Below are 21,433 nucleotides of genomic sequence, written 5' to 3'. Positions count from 1 at the left end.
CATGGCGAGGTGCGTGTACACGGTCGGCGGAAGGCGCTGGCGCTCGCCGTCGCCCTGCTGACGGTGGCGTCCGCCTGCTCGACGAGCCCTGGCGACCCGGCGACCACCCCGGCCGCCGCGACCAGCGGCGCGTCCGCGCCCGCCACCCCCTCCTCGACCGTCCCCGCCACCGCCGTCACGCCGGAGGAGGCGGCCGAGGTGTTCGCCACCTTCACCGCCACCGACAACGTGCTGCGCGACGGCGGCGACCTGCGCCTCGCCATGGAGTACGTACGCGACGCCGAGGCCCGGCTCACCACCGTCGCCTACCTGTCCACCAAGGGCGAGCCGCCCCGTCGCACCTGGGGACCCCCCACCCTCTACGTGCCGCGCTTCCCGGCCGGTGAGTCGTCCCCCTGGTTCAGCGTGCTGACGACCCGCGACGGCCACCTGACGATGCTGACCTTCGCCAAGTCGGGCGACTGGCGGCTCGGCGCGGCGGCCCGGCTGCTGACCGGCCGGCCGGCGCCCGACATCCACCTCGACGCCGACGGCTACGCCACCGCCATCGCCCCCGCCGACAAGAGCGTCACCATCAGCCCTCAGTACATGGGCCCCCTGCACGCCACGGTCGCCGAGGCCGGCGCCGACGGCGTCGCCGCCGGCCTCATCGCCGCCGGTCCCTACACCACCGACGTCGCGGCGGAGATCACCGCCGCCCGGGAACGGGCGAAGAAGAACGGCTTCAGCTACGACTCGATCTTCTCCGCCAACGACAATCCGGTGTACGGCCTGCGTACCGTCGACGGTGGGGCGGTGATCCAATACTCACTGTCGCGGACCACCACGACGACGACGAAGACGGCCGAGGACGACTACATCCCGGTGCCGGCCTCCGCCCGCTGGGCCATCTCCGCCCCGGTGGTGCGCCGCAACCTCAAGATCACCGAGGTCCACCAGTACGTCACGGACGTCCCCCCGTCGAAGACCCCGGCGGCGGCCGAGGTGATCGCCCACGACGGCGCCCTGACCCGCGCCTCCGGCCAGTGACCCGTCAGTGACCCGTCAGTGACCTGTTCAGTGACCCGCGCCTGCCGCCGGTCGCCGGGGATGCCCCGCCAGGTGTCCTGACGGGGCTCCTGAGGCTCTTGGGGTCAGGACTCCTTGTAGGGGAGGCTGGTGGCGGAGACCAGCGTGCGGATGGCTCTCAGGGCCACCGAGAGGGTGGCCAGGTCGAAGTTGTCGCTCTCCCAGATCTCCGACAGCGTCTGCTTGGAGCGGTGGACGGCGGCCGAGTTGGCCTCGGTCCACCTGGCCAGGCGTTCCTCCGGTGACAGGCCGGGGGTGCTGTGCGCCAGCACGTCGCGGGTGAGCGCGGCGTGGGCGGCGTACAGGTCGTCGCGGAGTGCGGCGCGGGCCATCGCGTTCCAGCGGTTGTCCCTGGGCAGGGCGATGATGCGCTCCCTGAGGCGGGCGAGCTGGAGGCGGTCCGCCAGGTCGAAGTAGACCTCGGCCACCTCGTTGACGGGCCGGCCCGTCTGCGAGGAGACCTCCACCAGGTCGAAGGTGGAGTAGGCGGGCACCATGGCGGCGACCCGCTCGGCGAGGCCGGCGGGGACGCCACGGGCGATGAAGGAGTCGCGGCGGTCCTCGAAGGCGGCCAGGTCGGGGCCGGTCAGGAGCTTGGGCAGGTGGGACAGCAGGCCGTTGACGCCCTTGACGAAGAAGCCCACGGAGACGTCCAGGTCCAGCGGGGGACGCCGGTTGGTGAGCAGCCAGCGGGTGCCGCGTTCGGCCAGCTTGCGGGCCTCCAGCAGCATCGCCAGCTGGGTGGCGGTGTCGACCTGGTTGTCCAGGGATTCGACCTGGCGGTAGAAGCTGGCGAAGTCGAAGACCTCGCGGGCGACCAGGTAGGCGCGGACGATGTCGGGGGTGGAGGCGCCGGTCTCCTCACCGACGCGGAACATGAACGTGGTGCCCATGGAGTTGACCAGCTCGTTCACCACGCCGGTGGTGATGATCTCGCGCCGCAGCGGGTGCGCGTCCATGTACGTCCTGAAGCGGTCGCGCAGCACCGAGGGGAAGTACGACACCAGCCAGGAGGCGAGGTAGGGCTCGTCGGGCAGGTCGGTGCCGAGCAGTTCGGCGTCGGCCACGAGCTTGGTGTAGGCGAGCAGGACGGAGAACTCCGGGGCGGTCAGGCCGAGCCTGGCCTGGCGGCGTTCGGCGAGGGTCTTGTCCGACGGCAGGAACTCCAGCTCCCGGTTGACCAGCCCGTCGCGTTCGAGCCGGCGCAGGTAGCGGGCGTGGATGTGCAGCATCTCGACGGCCTGGGCGCGGGAGGCGGCCAGCACCACGTTCTGGGCGTGGTTGTCGCGCAGCACCAGGGCGGCGACCTCGTCGGTCATGGAGGTGAAGACCTCGTTGCGCTGCTCGTCGGTCAGCTCCGCGTCGCGGACGACCTGGTCGAGCAGGATCTTGATGTTCACCTCGTGGTCGGAGGTGTCGACGCCGGCGGAGTTGTCGATGAAGTCGGTGTTGACCAGCCCGCCGTTCAGCGCGAACTCGATCCGGGCGAGCTGGCTGAAGCCGAGGTTGCCGCCCTCGCCGATGACCTTGCAGCGCAGGTCGGCGGCGTTGACCCGGAGCGAGTCGTTGCCCTTGTCGCCCACGTCGGAGTGGGATTCGGCGCTGGCCTTGACGTAGGTGCCGATGCCGCCGTTCCAGAGCAGGTCGACGGGGGCGCGCAGGATGGCGCTGATGAGGTCGTTGGGCGCCAGCGTGGTGACGCCCGGGTCGAGCCCGAGCGCGTCCCGCATCTGCGGGGTGATCTGGATGGATTTGGCGGTGCGGGCGAAGACGCCGCCCCCGGCCGAGATCAGCGCGGTGTCGTAGTCGGCCCAGGAGCTGCGCGGCAGGTCGAACAGGCGTTGCCGTTCGGCGTAGGAGCGGGCGGCCTCGGGGTCGGGGTCGACGAAGATGTGGCGGTGGTCGAAGGCCGCCACCAGCCGGATGTGCCGGGACAGCAGCATGCCGTTGCCGAAGACGTCGCCGGACATGTCGCCGACACCGGCCACGGTGAAGTCGGTGCTCTGCACGTCCACGTTCATGGTGCGGAAGTGGTATTTGACCGACTCCCAGGCGCCGCGGGCGGTGATGCCCATGCCCTTGTGGTCGTAGCCGATGGAGCCGCCGGAGGCGAAGGCGTCACCGAGCCAGAAGCCGTACTCCTTGGCGATGCCGTTGGCGATGTCGGAGAACTTGGCGGTGCCCTTGTCGGCGGCCACGACCAGGTAGGTGTCGTCGCCGTCGTGCCTGACCACGTCGGGCGGGGGCACGACCTTGCCGTCCACGAGGTTGTCGGTGACGTCGAGCAGGCCGGAGATGAACATCCGGTAGCACGCCACGCCCTCGGCGAGCAGGTCCTCCCGCGAACCAGACGCGGGCGGACGCTTCACGACAAAGCCACCCTTAGACCCGGTAGGCACGATAACGGTATTTTTCACCATCTGGGCCTTGACCAGCCCCAGGATCTCGGTCCGGAAGTCCTCCATCCGGTCCGACCACCGCAACCCGCCCCTGGCGACCTTCCCGAAGCGCAGGTGCACACCCTCCACCCGCGGCGAGTACACGAAGATCTCGTACTGCGGCCGCGGCAGCGGCAGCACGCTGATCGCCTGCGGGTCGAACTTCAGGGAGATGTACGGCTTGCGCCGTCCGTCGACGGTCTGGAAGTAGTTGGTCCGCAGCGTCGCCTGGATCATCTCCAGGTACGCCCGCAGGATCCGGTCCTCGTCCAGCGAGGCCACCTCGTCCAGCGCGCCCAGGATCTCCTCGGTGAGCGCGTCGGCCAGGTCGGTGCGCACGTCGTCCGGGCGCCGCGGGTCCAGCCTGGCCTCGAACAGCCGTACCAGCAGGCGGGACAGCCGCACGTTGCCCAGCAGCACCCGCTCCATGTACCGCTGGGAGAACGTGCTGCCGGCCTGGTGCAGATACTTGGCGTAGACGCGCAGGATCTCGACCTGCTCCCAGGTCAGCCCGGCCTTCAGGATGAGGGAGTTGAAGCTGTCGGCCTGGATCTGGCCCGTCCACAGCGCGATGAGCCCGTCCTGGAAGAGCCGCTTGAAGTCGTCGTTGTCGACCTCGTCCGACGGCGCGCAGCGCAGCCCGAAGTCGTAGATCCAGGCGTTCTTGGTGGCGGGGTCGTTGTCCCTGTCGATCTCGTACGGGCGCTCGTCCACGACCTCCACGCCGAGCCGCTGGATCAGCGGCAGCACGTGGGAGAGCGAGATGGGCGAGCCGACCTTGTAGATCTTCAGCCGCCGCTCACCCTCGGTGGTGTCGTACGGCTCGTAGAGACTGAGCCGGATCTCCTTGTCGTCCGCGCCGACGAGCTCCTCCATGCGGCGCAGGTCGACCACGGCCACCTCGGGCGGGAAGTCGGCTTTGTACCCCTCGGGGAAGGCGGCCTGGTAGCGCCGCAGGAGCTGCGGCGCCTCCTCCTCGGCGGCCACCTCCAGCAGGGTGGTGGCCAGATCGTCCTCCCACGAGCGGGTGGTCGCGGCCAGCCGCGCCTCCAGCTCCTCCACGTCGACGCTCGGCTGCGGCAACTGCTTGCCGCGCTCGCCGCGCACCACCACGTGCAGCCGGGCCAGCGCCGACTCGCCGATCATCGCGCTGTAGTCGAGCGTCCTGCCGCCCAGCGCCTTGAGCAGCAGCTGCTGCATCTGCAGGCGGATCTTGGTGGTGTAGCGGTCCCGCGGCAGGTAGATCAGGCAGGAGATGTAACGGCCGTAGTCGTCGCGGCGCAGGAACAGCTTGACCTGCTTGCGTTCGCGCAGCCGCAGCACGCCGAGCGCGATCGGCAGCAGCTGGTCGAGCGAGGTCTGGAAGAGCTCGTCGCGCGGGAACGTCTCCAGGATCTCGATCAGATCCTTGCCGTCGTGGCTCTCCGGGGTCAGCCCGGCCTGGCTGAGCACGTCGGCGAGCTTGCGCCGGAGCACCGGGATCCGGGAGATGGACTCGTTGTAGGCCACGTGCGTGAACAGGCCGAGGAAGCGGCGCTCCCCGATCACCTCGCCCTCGGGCGAGAACAGCTTCACGCCGATGTAGTCGAGGTAGGCGGCGCGGTGCACGGTGGCCTTGGAGTTGGCCTTGGTGATGATCAGCAGCTGCTTGTCCCGCGCCTTGGCCCGCAGCTCGGCGGGCAGGGCGGAGAAGCTGTCGGAGCCGGCCTTGTCGTCGCGCAGGATGCCGAGCGCCGCGCCGGGCAGGGCGCGCAGCGTCTCACCCGCCGCGCCGCTCTCCAGCCGGTACTCGCGGTAGCCGAGGAAGGTGAAGTGCCCGTCGGCCAGCCAGCGCAGCAGGTCCAGGCTGTCCTCGACCTCCGCGGGCTCCAGGGGCGGCGGGTTCAGGGTCAGGTCCTCGGCCGTCCGCATGGCCAGGTCCCGCATCTTCGGGAAGTCCTCGACCGCGTGCCGTACGTCCGACAGCACCCGCAGGAGGTCGGCCTCCAGCCGCTTGAGCGCCTCCGGGTCGGACTGCCTGTCGATCTCGATGTGCATCCACGACTCGACCAGCATCTGGCCGGTGACGTCCTCCTCGCCCCGGCCGAGCATCCGGCCGGTCAGGTCGCGGCGGACCCGCATCTGCGGGTGCACGACCAGGTGGACGCCGATGTCGTGCCTGTCGAGCTCCATCGTCACCGAGTCGACCAGGAACGGCATGTCATCGGTGACCACCTCCACGACGGAGTGGCCGGGGTCCCAGCCGTCCTCCTCCAGGGTGGGGGTGTAGGCGCGGATCGCGGCCCTGCCCTGCGGGCGGAGCTCGGCCAGCCGCCGCTGGGACATCGCGGGACCGTACAGGTCGACGGGACCGCGCTGGAGCAGGTCTTCCGGGGCGACGTGCCGGTAGTAGATCCGCAGGAAGGACTGTGCTTCTTCGGGGCTCACATGGTCACTGCCCACCGCGCACCGTTGCGCGGCCCTTTGGAGCAGCTCATCCTTGGCCTCGTCGAGCGGCATTTCGCTCTCACTCCTTTGTGAGGGTTCGCCATGGCTTTTCACAGCCTGGCCCTTAGTTCCCACAGCAGCGGGAAGTAGTGCATCCGGGCCCGCCCGCGTAGGTAGGGGGCGCCCGTCGAGCCGCCGGTGCCCGATTTCATGCCGATCTGCCGTTCGACCATCTGGACGTGCCGCATCCGCCACTGTGCGGTGGTCTCGTCATGCGTCAGAAGGTCCTCGGCGAGTTGCCACAGATCGTCGTGCGATCGGCGGTCCCTCGCCACGGTCAGCAGCGCGGCCATGATCTCGTCATCGTCGGAAACCGGCAGGCCACGTCGGGACAGGGCGGTCACATAAGCATCCCACAGCGTCGGCTCTTCCAGCCGTCGCCGCAGTCTGGCCCGTTCGGTGTCGTCGGCGTCCCTGAGCCGATCGAGATAGCGGGCGTCCTTGACGCCGGACAGGAACTCCAGCTCGCGGAACTGCACCGACTGGAAGCCGCTGGCCGGCGCGAGGTGGGCGCGGAACTCCAGGAAGTCCTGAGGCGTCATCGTCTCCAGGACCCCGACCTGCTCGACGAGCACCCGCTCCACCGCGTGCACCCGCTTGAACACGTGCCTGGCCTGCCAGAGCTCGCCATCGCACATGGCGGCTCGGGCCACCTCCAGCTCGTGCAGCAGCAGCTTGAACCAGAGCTCGTAGACCTGGTGGATGGTGATGAACAACAGCTCGTCCGGAGCCTCGGACTGGGGCCGTTGCTGCGCGAGGAGATCGGGCAGGCGAAGGTAGCCGCCGTAGGACAACCGGCCGCCTTCTTCGCCGAACCGCCGATCGTGAGGGACGGCCGCATCATCGTCGACGCCCACCGGTCACCTCCCCCGCCTCGCCCGGTTCTGAATACCGGGCGCACGCCTCGCCGTACCGATACCACCCGAAAAGGGCAAATACGTCAACGTGACATCGACATCGGCGGGTCGTCCTCAGAGGCGGAGGGGTCCTGCTTGAGCTCGTCGAGCCGCTCGGGAACGCCGGCGAGCTCCATCAACTCGGCCTGACATCGCTCACACACGTCGAGGTGCCGCTCGAACGCCTCGTACTCGTCATCGTCGAGCACACCGAGGACATAGGCGGCCACCTCGTCATGCATCAGCCGGCTACCCCCTTGTCGCGCAGCAGTTCGCGCAGCGCCCGGATGCCGTAGTAGAGCCGGGACTTCGCGGTGCCCGGCGGAATCCCCAGTATCTCCGCCGCTTCACTTATCGTACGGTCCCGGAGATAGGTCTGCTCGATGACTTCGCGGTGTTCTTCGGACAGGCTGCGGAGGGCGTCGGCGACGACCATCGCCGACAGGGCGCGCTCCGCGCCGTCGGGCACCGCCATCATGTCGCTGTCTGGCGGTTCGACCTCGTGCGGCCGAACGCTCTTCCGGCGACGTCCATCGATGACGATCCGACGGGCTACGGTGAGTAGCCAGGCCCAGAGAAGGCCCGGCTCCCACTGCAGCCGTGCCGAGTTACGCCAAGCACGGACCAGCGTCTCCTGTACGACATCCTCGGCCCATTGCAGATCGTTACCGGTGGACTTGCGTACGTGGCGCAGGAGAGGGCCGCCGAACTCCTGGTAGAGCTCCGCGATGCGGTGCTCCGCCTCGGCTTCGGCACTCTCGAACCTGCCGTCGAGGTGACCTAGCACGGGGCACATCTTTACATCTTCGTTATGCGTCCGGTAGCCACTCCGATAACTCCAGTCATTTCTGACTATCTCCCGGAATAGGTGAACCGGGCTCGGAATACCCGCGTACCTCCGACCATGCACAGGCTTTTGCGCGGCGAAGTGGTGATGTTCAGTGGCTTCGCCCTCGCGGCAGCGATCACGATCCTCCTGATCATGCCGCAGGCGAACACGGCCGTGCTGACCGAGGTCACTCAGACCGCATCGGGCCCGCTCGGGCCCGCTGATCGTGACTTCCTGGTCAAAGTACGGCAGGCGGGCCTCTGGGAGATCCCCGTAGGCCAATGGGCCCAGGTACGGGCCGACTCGGCCAGGGTCAAGGAGGTCGGCGCTCATCTTGTGGAGGACCACAAGAAGCTCGACGCCGCGGTCCGCCAGATAGCGGGACGGCTCGCCGTACCGCTGCCCGATCGAGCCAGTCCGGACCAGCAACAGTGGATGGCGCAGCTCGCCACCGAAACCGGTCCGGCCTTCGACCGGGACTTCGCCAACCTGCTCAGAGCCGCGCATGGCAAGGTCTTCAGCCTTGTCGCGAACGTGAGGGCGGGCACCCGCAACTCGGAGATCAGAAGGTTCTCCGGGACAGCCATGACGGTGGTCATGCGGCACATGACGCTGCTGGAATCCACCGGGCTGGTCAACTACGACGAACTGCCGGCACCCCCGACGCCTTCACCCGCAGCACCCGCCCCTGCGGCGGTCGACCCGAGGAGACAACCATGAGATCCAGACGCATGGCCGCGGCCATGTCCGCCTTGGCCATGGTGGCCGGCGGGCTGGTATCCGCGGCCGTCATCGGCAGCGCGACACCAGCACTGGCCGACCACTGCGAAGTCGGCGAACAGGCTCCGCAGAACAACAACAGGCAGCAGCAGGACCAGAACCAGCAGCAGGATCAGGATCAGCAGAACCAGGACCAGAACAACCAGCAGGACCAGAACCAGCAGCAAGACCAGAACCAACAGCAGGACCAGCAGCAGAACAACCAGCAGGATCAGAACAACCAGCAGAACGACCAGCAGAACGACCAGCAGCAGAACCAGCAGGACCAGAACCAGCAGCAGGACCAGCAGCAGCAGAACGGGGACCAGGACCAACAGCAGCAGGGTCAGCAGGGGGGCGGCGTGTCCGGTGGCGGTATCGCCGCCGACCCGGTCCAGGACCCCAACGCGCAGGACCAGGGCAACCAGGACCCCAACGCGCAGGACCAGGGCAACGACGAGGTCCAGAGCCAGAACCGCCAGCAGAACGACGTCCAGAACCAGGACCAGAACAACCAGCAGAACAACGTCCAGGACCAGAACGCCCGGCGGAACGGCAACCCGGACCAGAACCAGGACCGTCGCGGGAACCGCCCCAGGCCCACTCAGCGGCCGACGAACTCGCCCTCACCCAGCCCCTCCCCCACCGGAGGCGGCGAGGAGAACGAGTGCGCCGACCTCGGCCCGTTCGTGACCGACTTCGTCAACATCAGGCAGATCCAGCCGCGTCAGCTCGACGCGCGGATCGGCAGGAACGGCTCCAGGGGATCGTTCGTCTCCGCCTGTGGGACGAACCGCAACGGTCACAACAACCCCGACAACTTCATCGTCGCTCCCGGCGTCAGCAACGGCGCACACCACCTGCACGACTACGTGGGCAACCTGTCAGCCGACGCCTTCTCGACCGACGAGAGCCTGGAAGCCTCGGGTACCACGTGCCGCCTGGGCGACAAGTCGACCTACTACTGGCCCGTGCTGCGTAACCGCCAGGTCGACGCCAACACCGAGGACCCGGACGGCAACGTCGGCCAGGTCCTGCGCCCCCGTTCGGTGACGCTGCAGTTCCGTGGCAACGCGACCTCCAGGGTCGTGGCGATGCCGCGCTTCCTGCGGATCATCATGGGCGACGCCAAGGCAGCCACGAACGGCCCGGCCAACGCCCGCGCCGGCTGGAGCTGCACCGGCTTCACAAACCGGGTAAGTCCTGACAAATACCCGCTTTGCCCGCGCGGCAGCCAGGTAGCCCGTATTCTGGACTTCCCGAGTTGCTGGGACGGCCAGAACACCGACAGCGCCAACCATCGCTCGCACATCCTCTTCCCCGACCAGAGCGGCGCCTGCCCGCAGGGCACCAGGGCCGTACCGCAGCTCCGGATGACACTGACCTACTCGGTGCCGCCGGGACCATCGTTCGCCGTGGACGCTTTCCCCGAGCAGCTCCACAACCCGGTCACCGACCACGCGGACTTCGTCAACGTGATGCCGGAGCGCCTGATGAACAACGCGGTCAACTGCATCAACCGAGGCCGCCGCTGCTGACCTGACATCCGTCTCGCGACGGTGGCCAATGTCAGGCCCTCCCGAGTCGCACCCTCACCCCGACCATGGAGGGAATCGATGCTCCACAGACGTCAACCCCGGCACGCCCCGAGCCAACTGGACAGCAGAAGCGTCCGGCTCGGGGCGAGCGCCTCCCTCGCCGCGATCCTCCTGTCAGTGTTCGCCCTGACACTGACGGATCGCGGCATGGCGATGCTCGGCCGCGTGGTGGGCTTCCTCGAGTTCTACGGAGGCGTGCTCGCCTTGGTCAGCCTGACCGCCACGGTGGCGCTCGGGCTGCTCACCACGGAGCGCGTCTTCCTGTCCCCGCCGAACCGGGTCCGGGCGCAGTTCGCGCACCGGGCCACCGCGTTCGCCGGGATGGCCTTCCTGCTCACGCACATCTCACTCATGATCTCGCTCAACCACGTCCCGCTGGCCGCGGCCGTGGTTCCCGTGGCGGGGCTCTACGTGGGATTCGGCACGATCGCGTTCGACATGATGGTCGTGGTCGCGGTGACCGGCATGCTGCGAGGACGTTTCGCGGTGACCGGAAGGCCGTGGCTGTGGCGGTTCATGCACGCTTCCGCCTATCTGTCCTGGCCGATCTCCATTCTGCACGGGCTGACCGCGGGCCGGTTCGCGGCGAGCTGGGTGTCCTGGTCGTACATGGCCTGCCTGGCCGCCGTCGGCTCGGCCCTGCTCATCCGGGTCCTGGCCACGCTGCTCAGGCCGGCACTGACGCCTGAGTGGGTCGACGCCCCTGAGGTCAGCGACATGCCTGTCGCCGTACCTGAAGGGATCAACGCGCCGGTCAGCCTCGCCGAGGCCCGACGGAAGTACCGTGAGGCGGGATGACCCCGCCCGAGAATCGCTAGGAGAACGCCGTGATCCCGCATTCAGTGCCGCGCGTGCTGCGGATGGGTCCGGCCCGTCTCACGGCCGGACTCGACCACACCAGGCGGCTGGACCTGCCCGCGCACCGCACATTGCACGGTGACCAGGTGCCCCGCAGCCTCGACGACATCATCGCCCTGGTCGAGGAGGTGGACATGCGCGGGCGGGGCGGCGCGGCGTTCCCGTTCGCCCGCAAGCTGCGGGCGGTGGCCGACGCCGCCCGCGGCGGCGAGTGCGTGGTGCTGGTCAACGGCGCCGAGGGCGAGCCGGCCAGTTCCAAGGACGCCATGCTCCTGGTGCGCAACCCGCACCTGGTGCTCGACGGCGCGGTTCTGGCCGCGGAGGCGCTCAACGCCCGCGAGGTGGTGCTCGCCACCGTCGAGGGCGAGGTCGCGAAGTCCTCGATCGAGGCGGCCGTGGCCGAGAGGCGGGCCGCCAACGTGGCGGGCGCGGCCGAGAGCCGCATCAACATCAGGGTCGTCGGCCTGCAGGAGAAGTTCATCTCCGGCGAGGGCGGCGCCCTGGTGCGCGCGGTCAACGGCCTGGAGGCGGTGCCGCCGGGCAGGAAGCGGCGGGCCAGCACGAGCGGCGTCGACGGGCTGCCCACGCTGCTGTCCAACACCGAGACGTTCACCCAGCTCGCCGTGCTCGCCGAGCTCGGCGCGGAGGAGTACGCGAAGGTCGGCACCAGCAGGGAGCCGGGCACCACCTTGCTCAGCGTGAGCGGCGGAGCGGCGAACCCCGCCGTCGTGGAGGTGCCGACCGGCACTCCGCTGATCAACGTCCTCGAGATGTGCGAGGCGGAGATCGGCGACGGAGTGCTGATCGGCGGCTACCACGGCGCGTGGCTGGACGCTGAGACGGCCATCTCCGCCATCATCTCGCGCGAGGGCATGAAGAGGGCCGGCGGCAGCCTCGGCGCGGGCATCATCGTGCCGCTCGGGGAGTCGACCTGCTCACTCGGCGAGGCCGCCAGGGTCGCCGCGTACCTGGCGGCCCAGTCGTCCGGGCAGTGCGGCCCGTGCCGCCTCGGCCTGCCCGACGTGGCCAGGGCGCTCACCGCCCTGGTCGACGGCTCGGGCTCGACGGACTCCATCCGGCGCTCGGTGCGCGCGGTCGAGCGCCGGGGCGCCTGCTTCCACCCGGACGGCACCGCCAAGTTCGTGCTGTCGACGCTGGACGCGTTCGAATCCGACATCGCGCTGCACCAGGAGCACGGCTCGTGCGGACGTCCGGTGCGTGGCATCCTGCCGCTGCCGGAGCGGGAGGACGAGCCGGAGTACCGCCTGGAGGTGGACTGGACCCGCTGCCAGGGGCACGGCCTGTGCGCGCACCTGCTGCCGGAGTTCGTCAGCCTGGACGACTACGGCTTCCCGTCGTTCAAGACGGTGCCCGGCTGGATGGTCAAGGAGGCCAGTCGCGCGGTCGACATGTGCCCCGCGCTGGCCCTGCGTCTGGCCCAGGCGACCTGACCGCGCGTCACCGGACCATGCGCTCGGCGACGCCGGTGACGATGGGGCAGGACTCGCGGCGGTATCTTCCCGGCGCGAGTCCGTGCTCACGCTTGAAGGCGTTGGCGAAGGCGAACTCCGAGCCGTAGCCGACACGGGTCGCCACCTCGCTCAGCGGGGCGTCGGTGGAGCGCAGCAGCCGGCCCGCCAGACCCATCCGCCACCAGGTCAGATAGGTGAGCGGGGGCTGCCCCACCAGCGTCGAGAAGCGGCGGGAGAAGGCGGCCCTCGACAGGCCCGCGCGGGCGGCGAGCGACCCCACCGTCCACGGATGGGCGGGATCGCGGTGGACCGCGTCCAGCGCCGCGCTGATGCCGGGGTCCGCCAGGGCGGCCGACCAGCCGCTGACCTCGCAGTGCCCCGGCTCGGCGTCGAGGTGGGTGCGCAGGATGTAGAGCAGCAGCAGGTCCAGCAGGGACGCCACGACGGTGTCGGCGCCCGGACGCGGACTGCCGATCTCGGTGGCGAGCAGGTCGACGGCGGCGCGGAGCTCCGGGTGGTGGCCCAGCCGGGCCGGCAGGTGGATCAGATCGGGCAGGTTGCGCAGGATCGGATGGGATCGGCTGTCGTCGAGCCGGTAGCCGCCGCAGAGGATGACCGTCGCCGCGCCCGGCCCCGCGATCGAGGCGGACCTGAAGAGCGCGGCCTCCTTTTCCGGATCGCAGTCGGAGTCGGGGACGGGGGTGGACGGCGAGTCCGCCAGGACGCAACCGTGGCCGTGCGGGAAGAACACCACGTCGCCGACGCTCAGCGGGATCGGCTCGCCGCCCTCCGGGATGAGCCAGCAGGAGCCCTGGAGGATCACCTGGAAGCCGGCGGAGCCTGGCCAGGAGGAGAACCGCCGCGCCCAGGGGGCGTGCCAGGTGACGTGGCTGGAGTTGGGCAGCCCGACCCGCACGGCGGCGATCACATCACTGAGCACGTCCACGGGACGAGTCTAGCCCGAGAGACGATCGCGTATGAAAAGCAGACACAGACACATTGGATGACGCAGCGCCCTCTCCTACGGTTGCAGACGAACGAAAGGAGAGCCTCGTGTCCACGAGTGCCACCATGAGAGCCGCGCGCATCCACGAGTACGGCGAGGCGAGCGTGATCCGCCATGACGACATCCCTGTGCCGTCACCGGGGCCGGGTGAGGTGCTCGTCCGGGTGATCGCGACCTCGTTCAACCCCTCGGAGGTCGGGCTGCGCGCCGGGTTGCTGCAGGGTCTGCTGGAGGTGACGCTGCCGTACACCCTGGGCTGGGACGTCTCGGGCACGGTCGCCGAGCTGGGCGCGGGGGTCACCGGCCTCGCCGTGGGAGACGGCGTCATCGGCCTGGTGGCCGGCAGCGCCGCCGAGTATGTGGTCGCGTCGGCGGCCGAGCTGGCCCGCGCGCCGCACAACATCCCGCCGGCCCATGCCGCCGCCATCCCGGTCGCCGGGCTCACGGCCTGGCAGGCGGTCTTCGACCACGCCCGGATCGGCGCCGGGCAGCGGGTGCTGATCAACGGCGCGGGTGGCGGCATCGGCCTGTTCGCCGTACAGCTCGCCAAGCACGCGGGCGCAACGGTGATCGCCACGGCGAGCCCGCGCAGCACCGAGGCGGTCCGCCGGCTCGGCGCGGACGAGATCGTCGACTACACGACCACCCCGCTGCCGGGGGACATGGACGTGGTGCTCAACCTCGCCGCCGTCCCCCCGGAGCAGGCGGCGGCGCTGGCCCACCTCGGCCGGGTGGTCGTCACCGTCGCCACGCCGATCGACGCGCCGAACGCGCACCACTTCGTCGGCACCAACGAGCCGGACCAACTCACCGCGATGGCCGAGCTGATCGACAAGGGCGAGCTCGTCGTCGAGATCGCCGAGACCCATCCCCTGACCCAGGTGGCGGAGATCCACCGCAGGGCCGAAGCCGGCCGGACCCGCGGCAAGATCATCCTTCTCCCGTAGGGCGGCCCGCTCAGGGTCTGAAGTGGGTCAGCACCTCGGGGTTGACCATGGCGTCGGGGTTGGCGGCCTGCTCGACCGGGGTGCCGAGCAGGATCCGCCGGATCGGCACCTCCAGCTTCTTGCCGGACAGCGTGCGCGGGATGCCCGGCACGACCCGGATCTCGTTCGGCACGTGCCGGGGGGACAGCTCCGTGCGCAGTGCCGAGCAGATCGCCCGCTCCAGCCGCTCGTCCAGGGCGGTCCCCTCGCCGAGGGTCACGAAGAGCAGCAGCTGCCCGTCCTGACCGAGCTGGCCGGTGTCGATCACCAGGCTGTCGGCGACCTCCTCGAAGCGCTCGACCACCCGGTAGAACTCGCTGGTGCCCATCCGGACCCCGCCCCGGTTGAGCGTGGAGTCGGAGCGGCCGTAGATGACGCAGCTGCCGTCGTGGTTCAGCTTGATCCAGTCGCCGTGCCGCCACACGCCGGGATAGACGTCGAAGTAGCTGTCGCGGTAGCGCTCGCCGTCGGGGTCGTTCCAGAACATCACCGGCATCGACGGCATCGGCTGGGTCAGCACCAGCTCCCCGACCTCGCCGACGACCGGCTCGCCGGTGGGGTCGAACGACTCCACCTTCGCCCCCAGCGATCGGCACGGGATGATCCCGGCCCGGATCGGGTGCAGCACGGTGGCGCCGACGAACCCGGTGCACACGTCGGTGCCGCCGGAGAACGACCCGAGCGGGATCCCCGGCAGCCGCTCGGCCGCCCAGGCGAACCCCTCCGGCGGCAGCGGCGAGCCGGTCGAGCCGATCCCCCGCAGGCTGTCCAGCCCTTCCGGGACGACCCCCGCCTTCATCGACGCCATGATGTACGGCGCGCCGACGCCGAAGTAGGTCACCTTCTCCGACGCCGCGATCCGCCACAGGGCGGCGGCCGAGGGGAAGGCGGCCGAGCCGTCGTACAGCACCGGCGTGGCCCCGACCAGCAGGGCGCCGATGAGGTAGTTCCACATCATCCAGCCCGTGGTGGTGTACCAGAAGAACACGTCCCCCTCCCCCAGGTCCTGGTGGAAGGAGAGCGACTTGAGGTGTTCGAGCACCACCCCGCCGTGACCGTGCACGATGGGCTTGGGCAGCCCGGTCGTACCGCTCGAATAGAGGATCCACAGCGGGTGGTCGAACGGCACCCGCTCGAACTCCAGCGGCGCGCTCTGCGCGCGCAGCCCCTCCCAGCCGATCACCTCGCCGTGCGGCAGCTCCCGGGTGTCGGCGGGGGCGGGCTCGGCCCGCTGCGGCGCCCGCCCGTCCTCCACCGCGCTCAGGTACGGGATCCACACGGTGGCGCGGAGGGTGGGCAGGCCGGCGGCGATCTCGTTGACGGCGGCCGAGCGGTCGTAGCTCTTGCCGTTGTAGTGGTAGCCGTCGACCGCGATCAGCACCTTGGGCTCGATCTGCTTGAACCGGTCGATGATGCTCGGCACGCCGAAGTCGGGCGAGCCCGCCGACCAGATGGCGCCCAGCGAGGCGGTGGCCAGGAAGGCGATCAGGGCCTGCGGGATGTTCGGCAGGTAGCCGGCGACCCGGTCGCCGCGCTGGACGCCGAGCCGGACCAGGCCCGCCCGGACGCGGGCGACGTCCTCGCGGAGCTCGGCCCAGGTCAGCTCCTGGCGGGCGCCGTCCTCGGAGACGAAGACCGCCGCGACGCCCTCGGTGCGGCGCAGCGCGTTCTCCGCGTAGTTGATGGTGCTGCCGGCGAACCACTCGGCCTGCGGCATCGTCCCGGTGATCACGGGCCCGTCGGCCCGCTCCCCGAGCACGTCGAAGTATTCCCAGATCGTGGTCCAGAACTCCGCCGGACGGTCGACGGACCACTGCCACACCTCCTCGTAACCCGCCCCGGCTCGCCCGATCCAGTCCATATAGCGCGTCAGTTTGGCGCGAGCGACGATCTCATCAGTGGGTTCCCAGAGAAGTGCACCTTCAGCAACCATGTGCCCCATCCTGTCGGCGTGGTGGGAGGAAGTCATACCCGTCTACCCACATAACTTGTTATCTGCGTAGGTGGTCCACCGCCATACGCGCGGCCGTGCCGATCACCGCGTCGGCGCGCGGCTGGTTGAGCGCGCTGCTGAACGAGCGGGTGGACACCGCCACGGCGTAGCGGCCCCCGTCGGGATACTCCACCACGCCCGCCTCGCTGCGCAGGGTCGGCAGCGTCCCGGTCTTGCCGCTGACCCCGACGTCGTCGTACGGGAAGCCGGAGGCCAGCCGGTGCGGCCAGACCTGCAGGTTGAGCACGCCGCGCATCCACGCGCAGGACTCGGCCGAGGCGGCCTCGTCCCGCCAGATCAGGCCGAGCAGGCCGGCCAGCTCGCGGGGGGTGCTGCGGTTGGTGCGCGCCGGGTCGAGCACCCGCAGCCGCGCCAGGTCCTCCGAGTCGAGGAACGGCCAGCCGTGCCCGGCGTCCTCGGCCATGCTCGCGTTGGTCTCCCGGCAGCTGTGCACCACCCGGGTGCCCGCCAGCCCGAAGCCGTCCAGCATGGCGTTGATCGCGTCGCGGCCGATCCTGGCGAGCAGCGTGTCGGCCGAGGCGTTGTCGCTCACCGCGATCATCAGGTACGCCAGGTCGCGCAGCGAGATCGTGACGTCGTCGAGCATCGAGGAGATCCCCGTCGGCCCGCCGACCCGCTCGGCCGCGGTCACCGTCACCCGGCTGCGCGGGTCCAGCAGCCCGGCGTCGGCCTGCCTGCAGAACTCCACCAGCAGCGGCACCTTGAACATCGACGCGGTCGGCATCGGCTCGTCGGCGCCGTACGCCACCTCCCGGCCGCTGTCGATGTCGGCCGCGAACAGCCGGCCGCGCACCCCGGCCGCCCGGAACAACGCCTCCAGCTCCAGCCCTCCCACACGCGGGGCCTCCACACCGGGAGTCGCCAGGCCCGTGACCTTCGAGTCCGGGATCTTCGGATCTGGGCCGCTCATGCCAACATCCCCGGCCTCCGGCTCACTCGCCGCACCGGGGCGGCTCCCTCGTCCATCATCCCGGCGCGCTCCTTCAATGTCCGTACGGCCACCGCGGAGAACCCGGTCACCGCTGCCGTGGCCGTCCGCCAGGCGGTGGAGACCCGGCAGACGAGCGGCGAGCCTAGCAGCGGCCGCCAGGCCAGCCCCGGCTGCTCCACCCTGGGCCCGAACGCCACCGCGACCCCCGCCAGCACCAGACCCAGCCCGGCCCCCTGATGCACCTGGGCGGGCACGTAACCGTGGCGGCGGCACTCGGCCAGGACCTCCGCGTGCATGCCCGGCTCCCCCTCCCGCGGCGGCATCAACAGCTCGCGCCCCGCCAGGTCGGCCAGGTGCACCTCGCCGCTGCCCGCCAGCGGGTCACCGGAGGCCAGCAGCACGCCCTGGGGCTGCACCAGCACCTGGCCGAAGCGCAGGCCGGGCGCGCTGACGGGATGGCGCACCACCCCGACGTCGATCACGCCCTCTGTCAACGCGTTCACCTGGTCGGCCGTCCAGATCTCGGCCGGGGCGAGCCGTACCTCCGGGTCGCTCGCCCGAAAGCCCTCGACCAGCCCGGCGATCACGGCGGCGGCCAGGTCAGGCGGGACCCCGATCTTCAGGACGGCCCCCTCGCCATGGCGGACCAGCTCGTGCAGGCGGTCCACCCGGGCCACGATCTCCCGGGCCTCACCGAGCAGGAGCCGGCCCGCCTCGGTGAGCCTGACCTGGCGGGACGAGCGGTCGAACAGCCGCACGCCGAGCTCCTCCTCCAACCGCTTGATGCGCTGGCTGAGCGGCGGCTGGGCCATGCCGAGCCGGATCGCGGCGTTGCCGAAGTGCAGTTCTTCCGCGACCACGGTGAAGTAACGCAGGTGCCGAACCAGGTCCACAACCAGCAACTATAGCCGGATTCATATGGATGTGGGCCCTATATCAGTATTGGACATCGTCGGTCCGGCTCTGCTGTCCTCTGACGCATGGCATCACAAACGGGGGCAATGTACGCGCATCTCCAGCCGGAACGACCTCCCCGGCGCAAACGGCCCCGGTGGCCCCTGGTCTGCGCCGCGCTGCTGGTGCCCACGGTCGTCGCGGCCGGCACCATCTGGCTGCTGCGGACGACTGGCTCACCCGAGAAGGTCGCCGACTCCTACCTGAGCGCGTGGGCCGCCGCGGACTACGACGCGATGAAGAAGCTGGTCGCCGAGCCGTCTCTCGACTTCGAGCGCACCCACCGGCTCTTCCTCAAGAACCTCAAGGCCGAGCGCGCCTCCTTCACCCGGCACGTGCCGAACGGCGTCTTCGCCTCCACCGGTGCGGACACCGGCGAGATCTCCTTCCAGGCCGTGCTCAGCGGGGCGATCGACTGGACCTACGGCGGGCGGCTCAGGTTCGTCGAGCGGGACCGTACCTGGAAGATCGCCTGGACCCCGGCCGCCATCCACCCAGACCTCACCAAGAGCCGGACGATCCGGCTGATCCAGGACAAGGGCCCGGCGACTCCGGTGCTGGCCGCCGACGGCAGCCGGATCGACACCCCGGACGCCCCCGGCTCGGTGCAGCAGCTCGTCGAGGGGATGAAGCAGACCTACCCGGACCGGTTCGGCGCGTACGCCCGCGCCCAGATCGACCTGGTCGAGGGCGGCGACACCGTCAAGACCCTGCACAAGACGCCGGACAAGGAGCCGCTGCGCACCACGATCGACCTCAAGGTGCACCGGGCCGGGGCCGCCGCCGTCACCGACATGACCAAGCCCACCTCGTTGGTCGCGGTCCGGCCCTCGACCGGCGAGATCCTGGCCGTGGTGAACAACCCGGGCGGGTTCAACCGCGCCCTGCTCGGCAAGTATCCGCCCGGCTCGACGTTCAAGGTCGTCACCGCCTCCGCGCTGGTCGCCGAGGGGCTGCGGCCGGACGAGCGGGTCGCCTGCCCTGCCGAGCAGAACATCGGCGGCTTCCCCTTCCACAACGCCGGCTTCAAGGACTACGGCACGCTGCCGTTCCGGGACGCCTTCGCGCACTCGTGCAACACCACCTTCGGCGCGATGAGCGTGTCCGACCTGGGCAAGGAACGACTGGCGAAGGTGGCCGAGAGCTTCGGCTTCGGCGCCGTGATCGCACCGGGAGTGCCCGCCGTACGAGCCGAGTTCCCGGCTCCGAAGGACGACACCGACCTCGCCTCGGCCGCCATCGGCCAGGGCCGGGTGCTCGCCAGCCCGCTCAACATGGCCTCGGTCGCCGCCGCCATCGCCGACGGCGCCTGGCGCCCGCCCAGGATCGTCCCCAAGGACATCGTCCCCGACCACACGCTGCGACCGCGCCCCCTGGAGAAGGCGGTGGTGACCGCACTACGCGACCTCATGCCCGCCGTCGTCACCGACGGCACCGCCCACGCGGTCCACTTCCCCACCGGCAGCGCGGGCAAGACCGGCACGGCGGAGTACGGATCCGGCAAGGAACCGCCCGCCCACTCCTGGTTCATCGGCTACCGAAAGGACGTGGCCTTCGCAGTGGTCGTGGAAGGCGGCGGCGCGGGCTCCGCCGTCGCCGCCCCGATCGCCGCCCGCTTCCTCACCGAACTGTCCTGATCCCGCTCGAGGATCAGGCCTCTCCGGTCTTCTGCGCGAGTGCCGCCTCGCGTTCGAGTGAGATGTCCCGTAGAAGCGCGGTGTCCTGGTAGAACGAACGCTTCTTGGTGATCTTGCCGTTCACCACGTCGACCAGTTCGAGAACGGTCATCCTCCACGGGTTACGGTGGACATCCGTGCCGCTGTTCGTGGCCACCACCAGCACCCGCGTGGGACCGTCGGCGATGAGCTCGTCAATGCTGATGGCCGAGAGGTCCAACCCGGTCAGCTCGTGCATCCGATGCCGCGCCGGCCCGATGGCGGCTCCTCTGTGGACGCCGCTGTCGGGGTGGCCCCAGTTGAGCTCGACCTCCTGCTCGTCGGTCAGCTCTTTGATCGTTGCGAAATCCGGGCCGCCGGGTACTCGGAGAACGGCTTCGTAGAATCGGCGGACCACTTCCTTGTTCAGCTCGGGCTGGGTCGGGTTTTCACTCAGCATGGACGTTCCCTTTCTTCGAAATCGGGGTGGATCCAGGGCGCTTGGGGCTGGTGCGCCCGCCACTTTCACTATGGATCGTTGCTCCAAAGATGGAACAGTACTCCATGTTGGATCGATGCTCCAGATCATGCCAGAATGTCAGGCATGGTCGTACGGACACGTCAATCGCAGCGACGCAGGCAGGTGCTCACCCGGGAGCGCATCGTGGAGACCGCTGTCGAGCTGCTGGACGCGGTGGGCGAGGGCGCCCTGACGGTCCGGGCGCTGACCGGCCGCCTGGCCACCGGGCCCGGCGCGATCTACTGGCACATCGGCAACATGGACGAGCTGCTGGAGGCCGCGACCGACGCCGTCGTCGCCACCGCCCTGGCCACCCAGCCCGCCGAACGCGCGAAAGCCACCGAAGCCGGTGCGCCCCAGGACGAGATCCGCGCCGTCGCACTCGGCCTGTTCGAGGCGGTCACCGAACACCCATGGCTCGCCACCCAGCTCGCGGTGCAGCTCACCCGCAACCCCTGGGGATCGGTGACAGTGCGGATCTTCGAAGGCATCGGCCGGCCGGTCCGCGCGCTGGGCGTGCCGCGAGGCGACTGGTTCATCACGACCTCGACGCTGGTCCACTACATCCTCGGCGCAACCACCCAGACTTCCCAGAGCTCCAGCGACGACGGCGTCCCCGCCTCCGAGGCGGACCGCACCGAATTCCTCACCACCGCATCCAGGGCATGGCAGGACCTCGACCCGGACGACTACCCGTTCATCCGGGCCATCGCAGACCAGATGCGCGAGCACGACGACCGCGAGCAATTCCTCGCCGGCATCGACCTCGTCCTCACCGGCATCACCACCCTCCACCCACCCACCGCTTCAGGGCCCGCGGGCACTGTGCCAGACCCCGTGCCCTGACCAGGTCGAGCATCTCGGCGCGGTGCGGTGCGGCCGGGTTGCCCGCGACGGGCCCGGGAAATGCGGAAGGCCGGGTTGCCCGGGAGATGCGGAAGGCGCGGCGCGGGTACGGATGC

General features: G+C 69.9%; 17 protein-coding genes. 8 read left to right on the top strand and 9 right to left on the bottom strand.

Annotated elements, in window-relative coordinates; all coding sequences use genetic code 11:
• Positions 1-9: 9 nt before the first annotated feature.
• Complete coding sequence (locus OHA68_RS20835; protein WP_327109110.1) at positions 10-1,029, top strand: hypothetical protein; 1,020 nt, start codon at positions 10-12, stop codon at positions 1,027-1,029.
• A 104-nt stretch (positions 1,030-1,133) separates the two neighbouring features.
• Here OHA68_RS20835 and OHA68_RS20830 read toward each other — a convergent pair whose 3' ends face one another.
• From OHA68_RS20830 to OHA68_RS20815, 4 genes are all read right to left on the bottom strand, one after another.
• Positions 1,134-6,005: an NAD-glutamate dehydrogenase gene (locus OHA68_RS20830; RefSeq protein ID WP_327109109.1), complete on the bottom strand. Its 4,872-nt coding sequence runs from the start codon at positions 6,003-6,005 to the stop codon at positions 1,134-1,136.
• A 38-nt stretch (positions 6,006-6,043) separates the two neighbouring features.
• Entirely contained in the window at positions 6,044-6,850 is an 807-nt protein-coding gene (locus OHA68_RS20825; RefSeq protein ID WP_327109108.1) for a tryptophan 2,3-dioxygenase, read from the bottom strand.
• A gap of 83 nt (positions 6,851-6,933) precedes the next feature.
• The gene (locus OHA68_RS20820) at positions 6,934-7,131 is read right to left on the bottom strand and encodes a zf-HC2 domain-containing protein (RefSeq protein WP_327109107.1); all 198 of its coding nucleotides are present in this window, start codon (positions 7,129-7,131) and stop codon (positions 6,934-6,936) included.
• On the bottom strand, positions 7,131-7,685 hold the full coding sequence (locus OHA68_RS20815) for a sigma-70 family RNA polymerase sigma factor (RefSeq protein WP_327109106.1): 555 nt from the start codon (positions 7,683-7,685) through the stop codon (positions 7,131-7,133). Before OHA68_RS20815 ends, OHA68_RS20820 begins: the two co-directional genes overlap by 1 nt.
• Positions 7,686-7,793: 108 nt before the next feature.
• Between OHA68_RS20815 and OHA68_RS20810 the strand changes: the two genes are divergently transcribed.
• The 4 genes from OHA68_RS20810 to OHA68_RS20795 all read left to right on the top strand — a co-directional run bounded on the left by OHA68_RS20810 (position 7,794) and on the right by OHA68_RS20795 (position 12,384).
• Positions 7,794-8,438: a DUF4142 domain-containing protein gene (locus OHA68_RS20810; RefSeq protein ID WP_327109105.1), complete on the top strand. Its 645-nt coding sequence runs from the start codon at positions 7,794-7,796 to the stop codon at positions 8,436-8,438.
• Positions 8,435-10,015 (top strand): DUF1996 domain-containing protein, encoded by a 1,581-nt coding sequence (locus OHA68_RS20805; protein ID WP_327109104.1) that lies wholly within the window; start codon positions 8,435-8,437, stop codon positions 10,013-10,015. Before OHA68_RS20810 ends, OHA68_RS20805 begins: the two co-directional genes overlap by 4 nt.
• Positions 10,016-10,093: 78 nt before the next feature.
• Complete coding sequence (locus OHA68_RS20800) at positions 10,094-10,873, top strand: hypothetical protein (protein ID WP_327109103.1); 780 nt, start codon at positions 10,094-10,096, stop codon at positions 10,871-10,873.
• Positions 10,874-10,902: 29 nt separating this feature from the next.
• Positions 10,903-12,384: an NADH-quinone oxidoreductase subunit NuoF family protein gene (locus tag OHA68_RS20795; protein ID WP_308112914.1), complete on the top strand. Its 1,482-nt coding sequence runs from the start codon at positions 10,903-10,905 to the stop codon at positions 12,382-12,384.
• A gap of 7 nt (positions 12,385-12,391) precedes the next feature.
• Here OHA68_RS20795 and OHA68_RS20790 read toward each other — a convergent pair whose 3' ends face one another.
• The gene (locus tag OHA68_RS20790) at positions 12,392-13,351 is read right to left on the bottom strand and encodes an AraC family transcriptional regulator (protein WP_327109102.1); all 960 of its coding nucleotides are present in this window, start codon (positions 13,349-13,351) and stop codon (positions 12,392-12,394) included.
• Positions 13,352-13,458: 107 nt separating this feature from the next.
• Between OHA68_RS20790 and OHA68_RS20785 the strand changes: the two genes are divergently transcribed.
• Positions 13,459-14,358, top strand: a complete 900-nt coding sequence (locus tag OHA68_RS20785) for an NADP-dependent oxidoreductase (protein ID WP_327109101.1) — start codon at positions 13,459-13,461, stop codon at positions 14,356-14,358.
• 10 nt (positions 14,359-14,368) lie between these two features.
• On the opposite strand, the gene OHA68_RS20780 is transcribed toward OHA68_RS20785, so the two are convergent.
• From OHA68_RS20780 to OHA68_RS20770, 3 genes are read right to left on the bottom strand one after another with little or no spacing between them, the layout of a single operon-like run.
• Entirely contained in the window at positions 14,369-16,330 is a 1,962-nt protein-coding gene (locus tag OHA68_RS20780; protein WP_327109100.1) for an acetoacetate--CoA ligase, read from the bottom strand.
• 58 nt (positions 16,331-16,388) lie between these two features.
• Positions 16,389-17,321 (bottom strand): serine hydrolase, encoded by a 933-nt coding sequence (locus tag OHA68_RS20775; RefSeq protein ID WP_327109099.1) that lies wholly within the window; start codon positions 17,319-17,321, stop codon positions 16,389-16,391.
• A complete protein-coding gene (locus OHA68_RS20770; protein ID WP_327109098.1) occupies positions 17,318-18,235 on the bottom strand; it encodes a LysR family transcriptional regulator in 918 nt (305 codons plus the stop codon). The genes OHA68_RS20775 and OHA68_RS20770 overlap by 4 nt, the downstream gene beginning before the upstream one ends.
• 108 nt (positions 18,236-18,343) lie before the next feature.
• On the opposite strand from OHA68_RS20770, the gene OHA68_RS20765 reads away from it, so the two are divergent.
• Complete coding sequence (locus tag OHA68_RS20765; RefSeq protein ID WP_327109097.1) at positions 18,344-19,933, top strand: penicillin-binding transpeptidase domain-containing protein; 1,590 nt, start codon at positions 18,344-18,346, stop codon at positions 19,931-19,933.
• Positions 19,934-19,946: 13 nt separating this feature from the next.
• Here OHA68_RS20765 and OHA68_RS20760 read toward each other — a convergent pair whose 3' ends face one another.
• Positions 19,947-20,540, bottom strand: a complete 594-nt coding sequence (locus OHA68_RS20760) for a nuclear transport factor 2 family protein (RefSeq protein WP_327109096.1) — start codon at positions 20,538-20,540, stop codon at positions 19,947-19,949.
• Between the two features lie 15 nt (positions 20,541-20,555).
• Between OHA68_RS20760 and OHA68_RS20755 the strand changes: the two genes are divergently transcribed.
• Positions 20,556-21,317 carry a TetR/AcrR family transcriptional regulator gene (locus OHA68_RS20755; RefSeq protein WP_327109095.1) on the top strand — a complete coding sequence of 254 codons (762 nt, stop codon included), beginning with the start codon at positions 20,556-20,558 and terminating at the stop codon, positions 21,315-21,317.
• Positions 21,318-21,433: the final 116 nt, after the last annotated feature.

It is taken from the genome of Nonomuraea glycinis, from assembly GCF_035920485.1.
In the GTDB taxonomy this organism is placed as follows: domain Bacteria; phylum Actinomycetota; class Actinomycetes; order Streptosporangiales; family Streptosporangiaceae; genus Nonomuraea; species Nonomuraea glycinis.
Note: the sequence above shows the minus strand (reverse complement) of the source record. Positions and strands in the feature narration are given on the sequence as shown.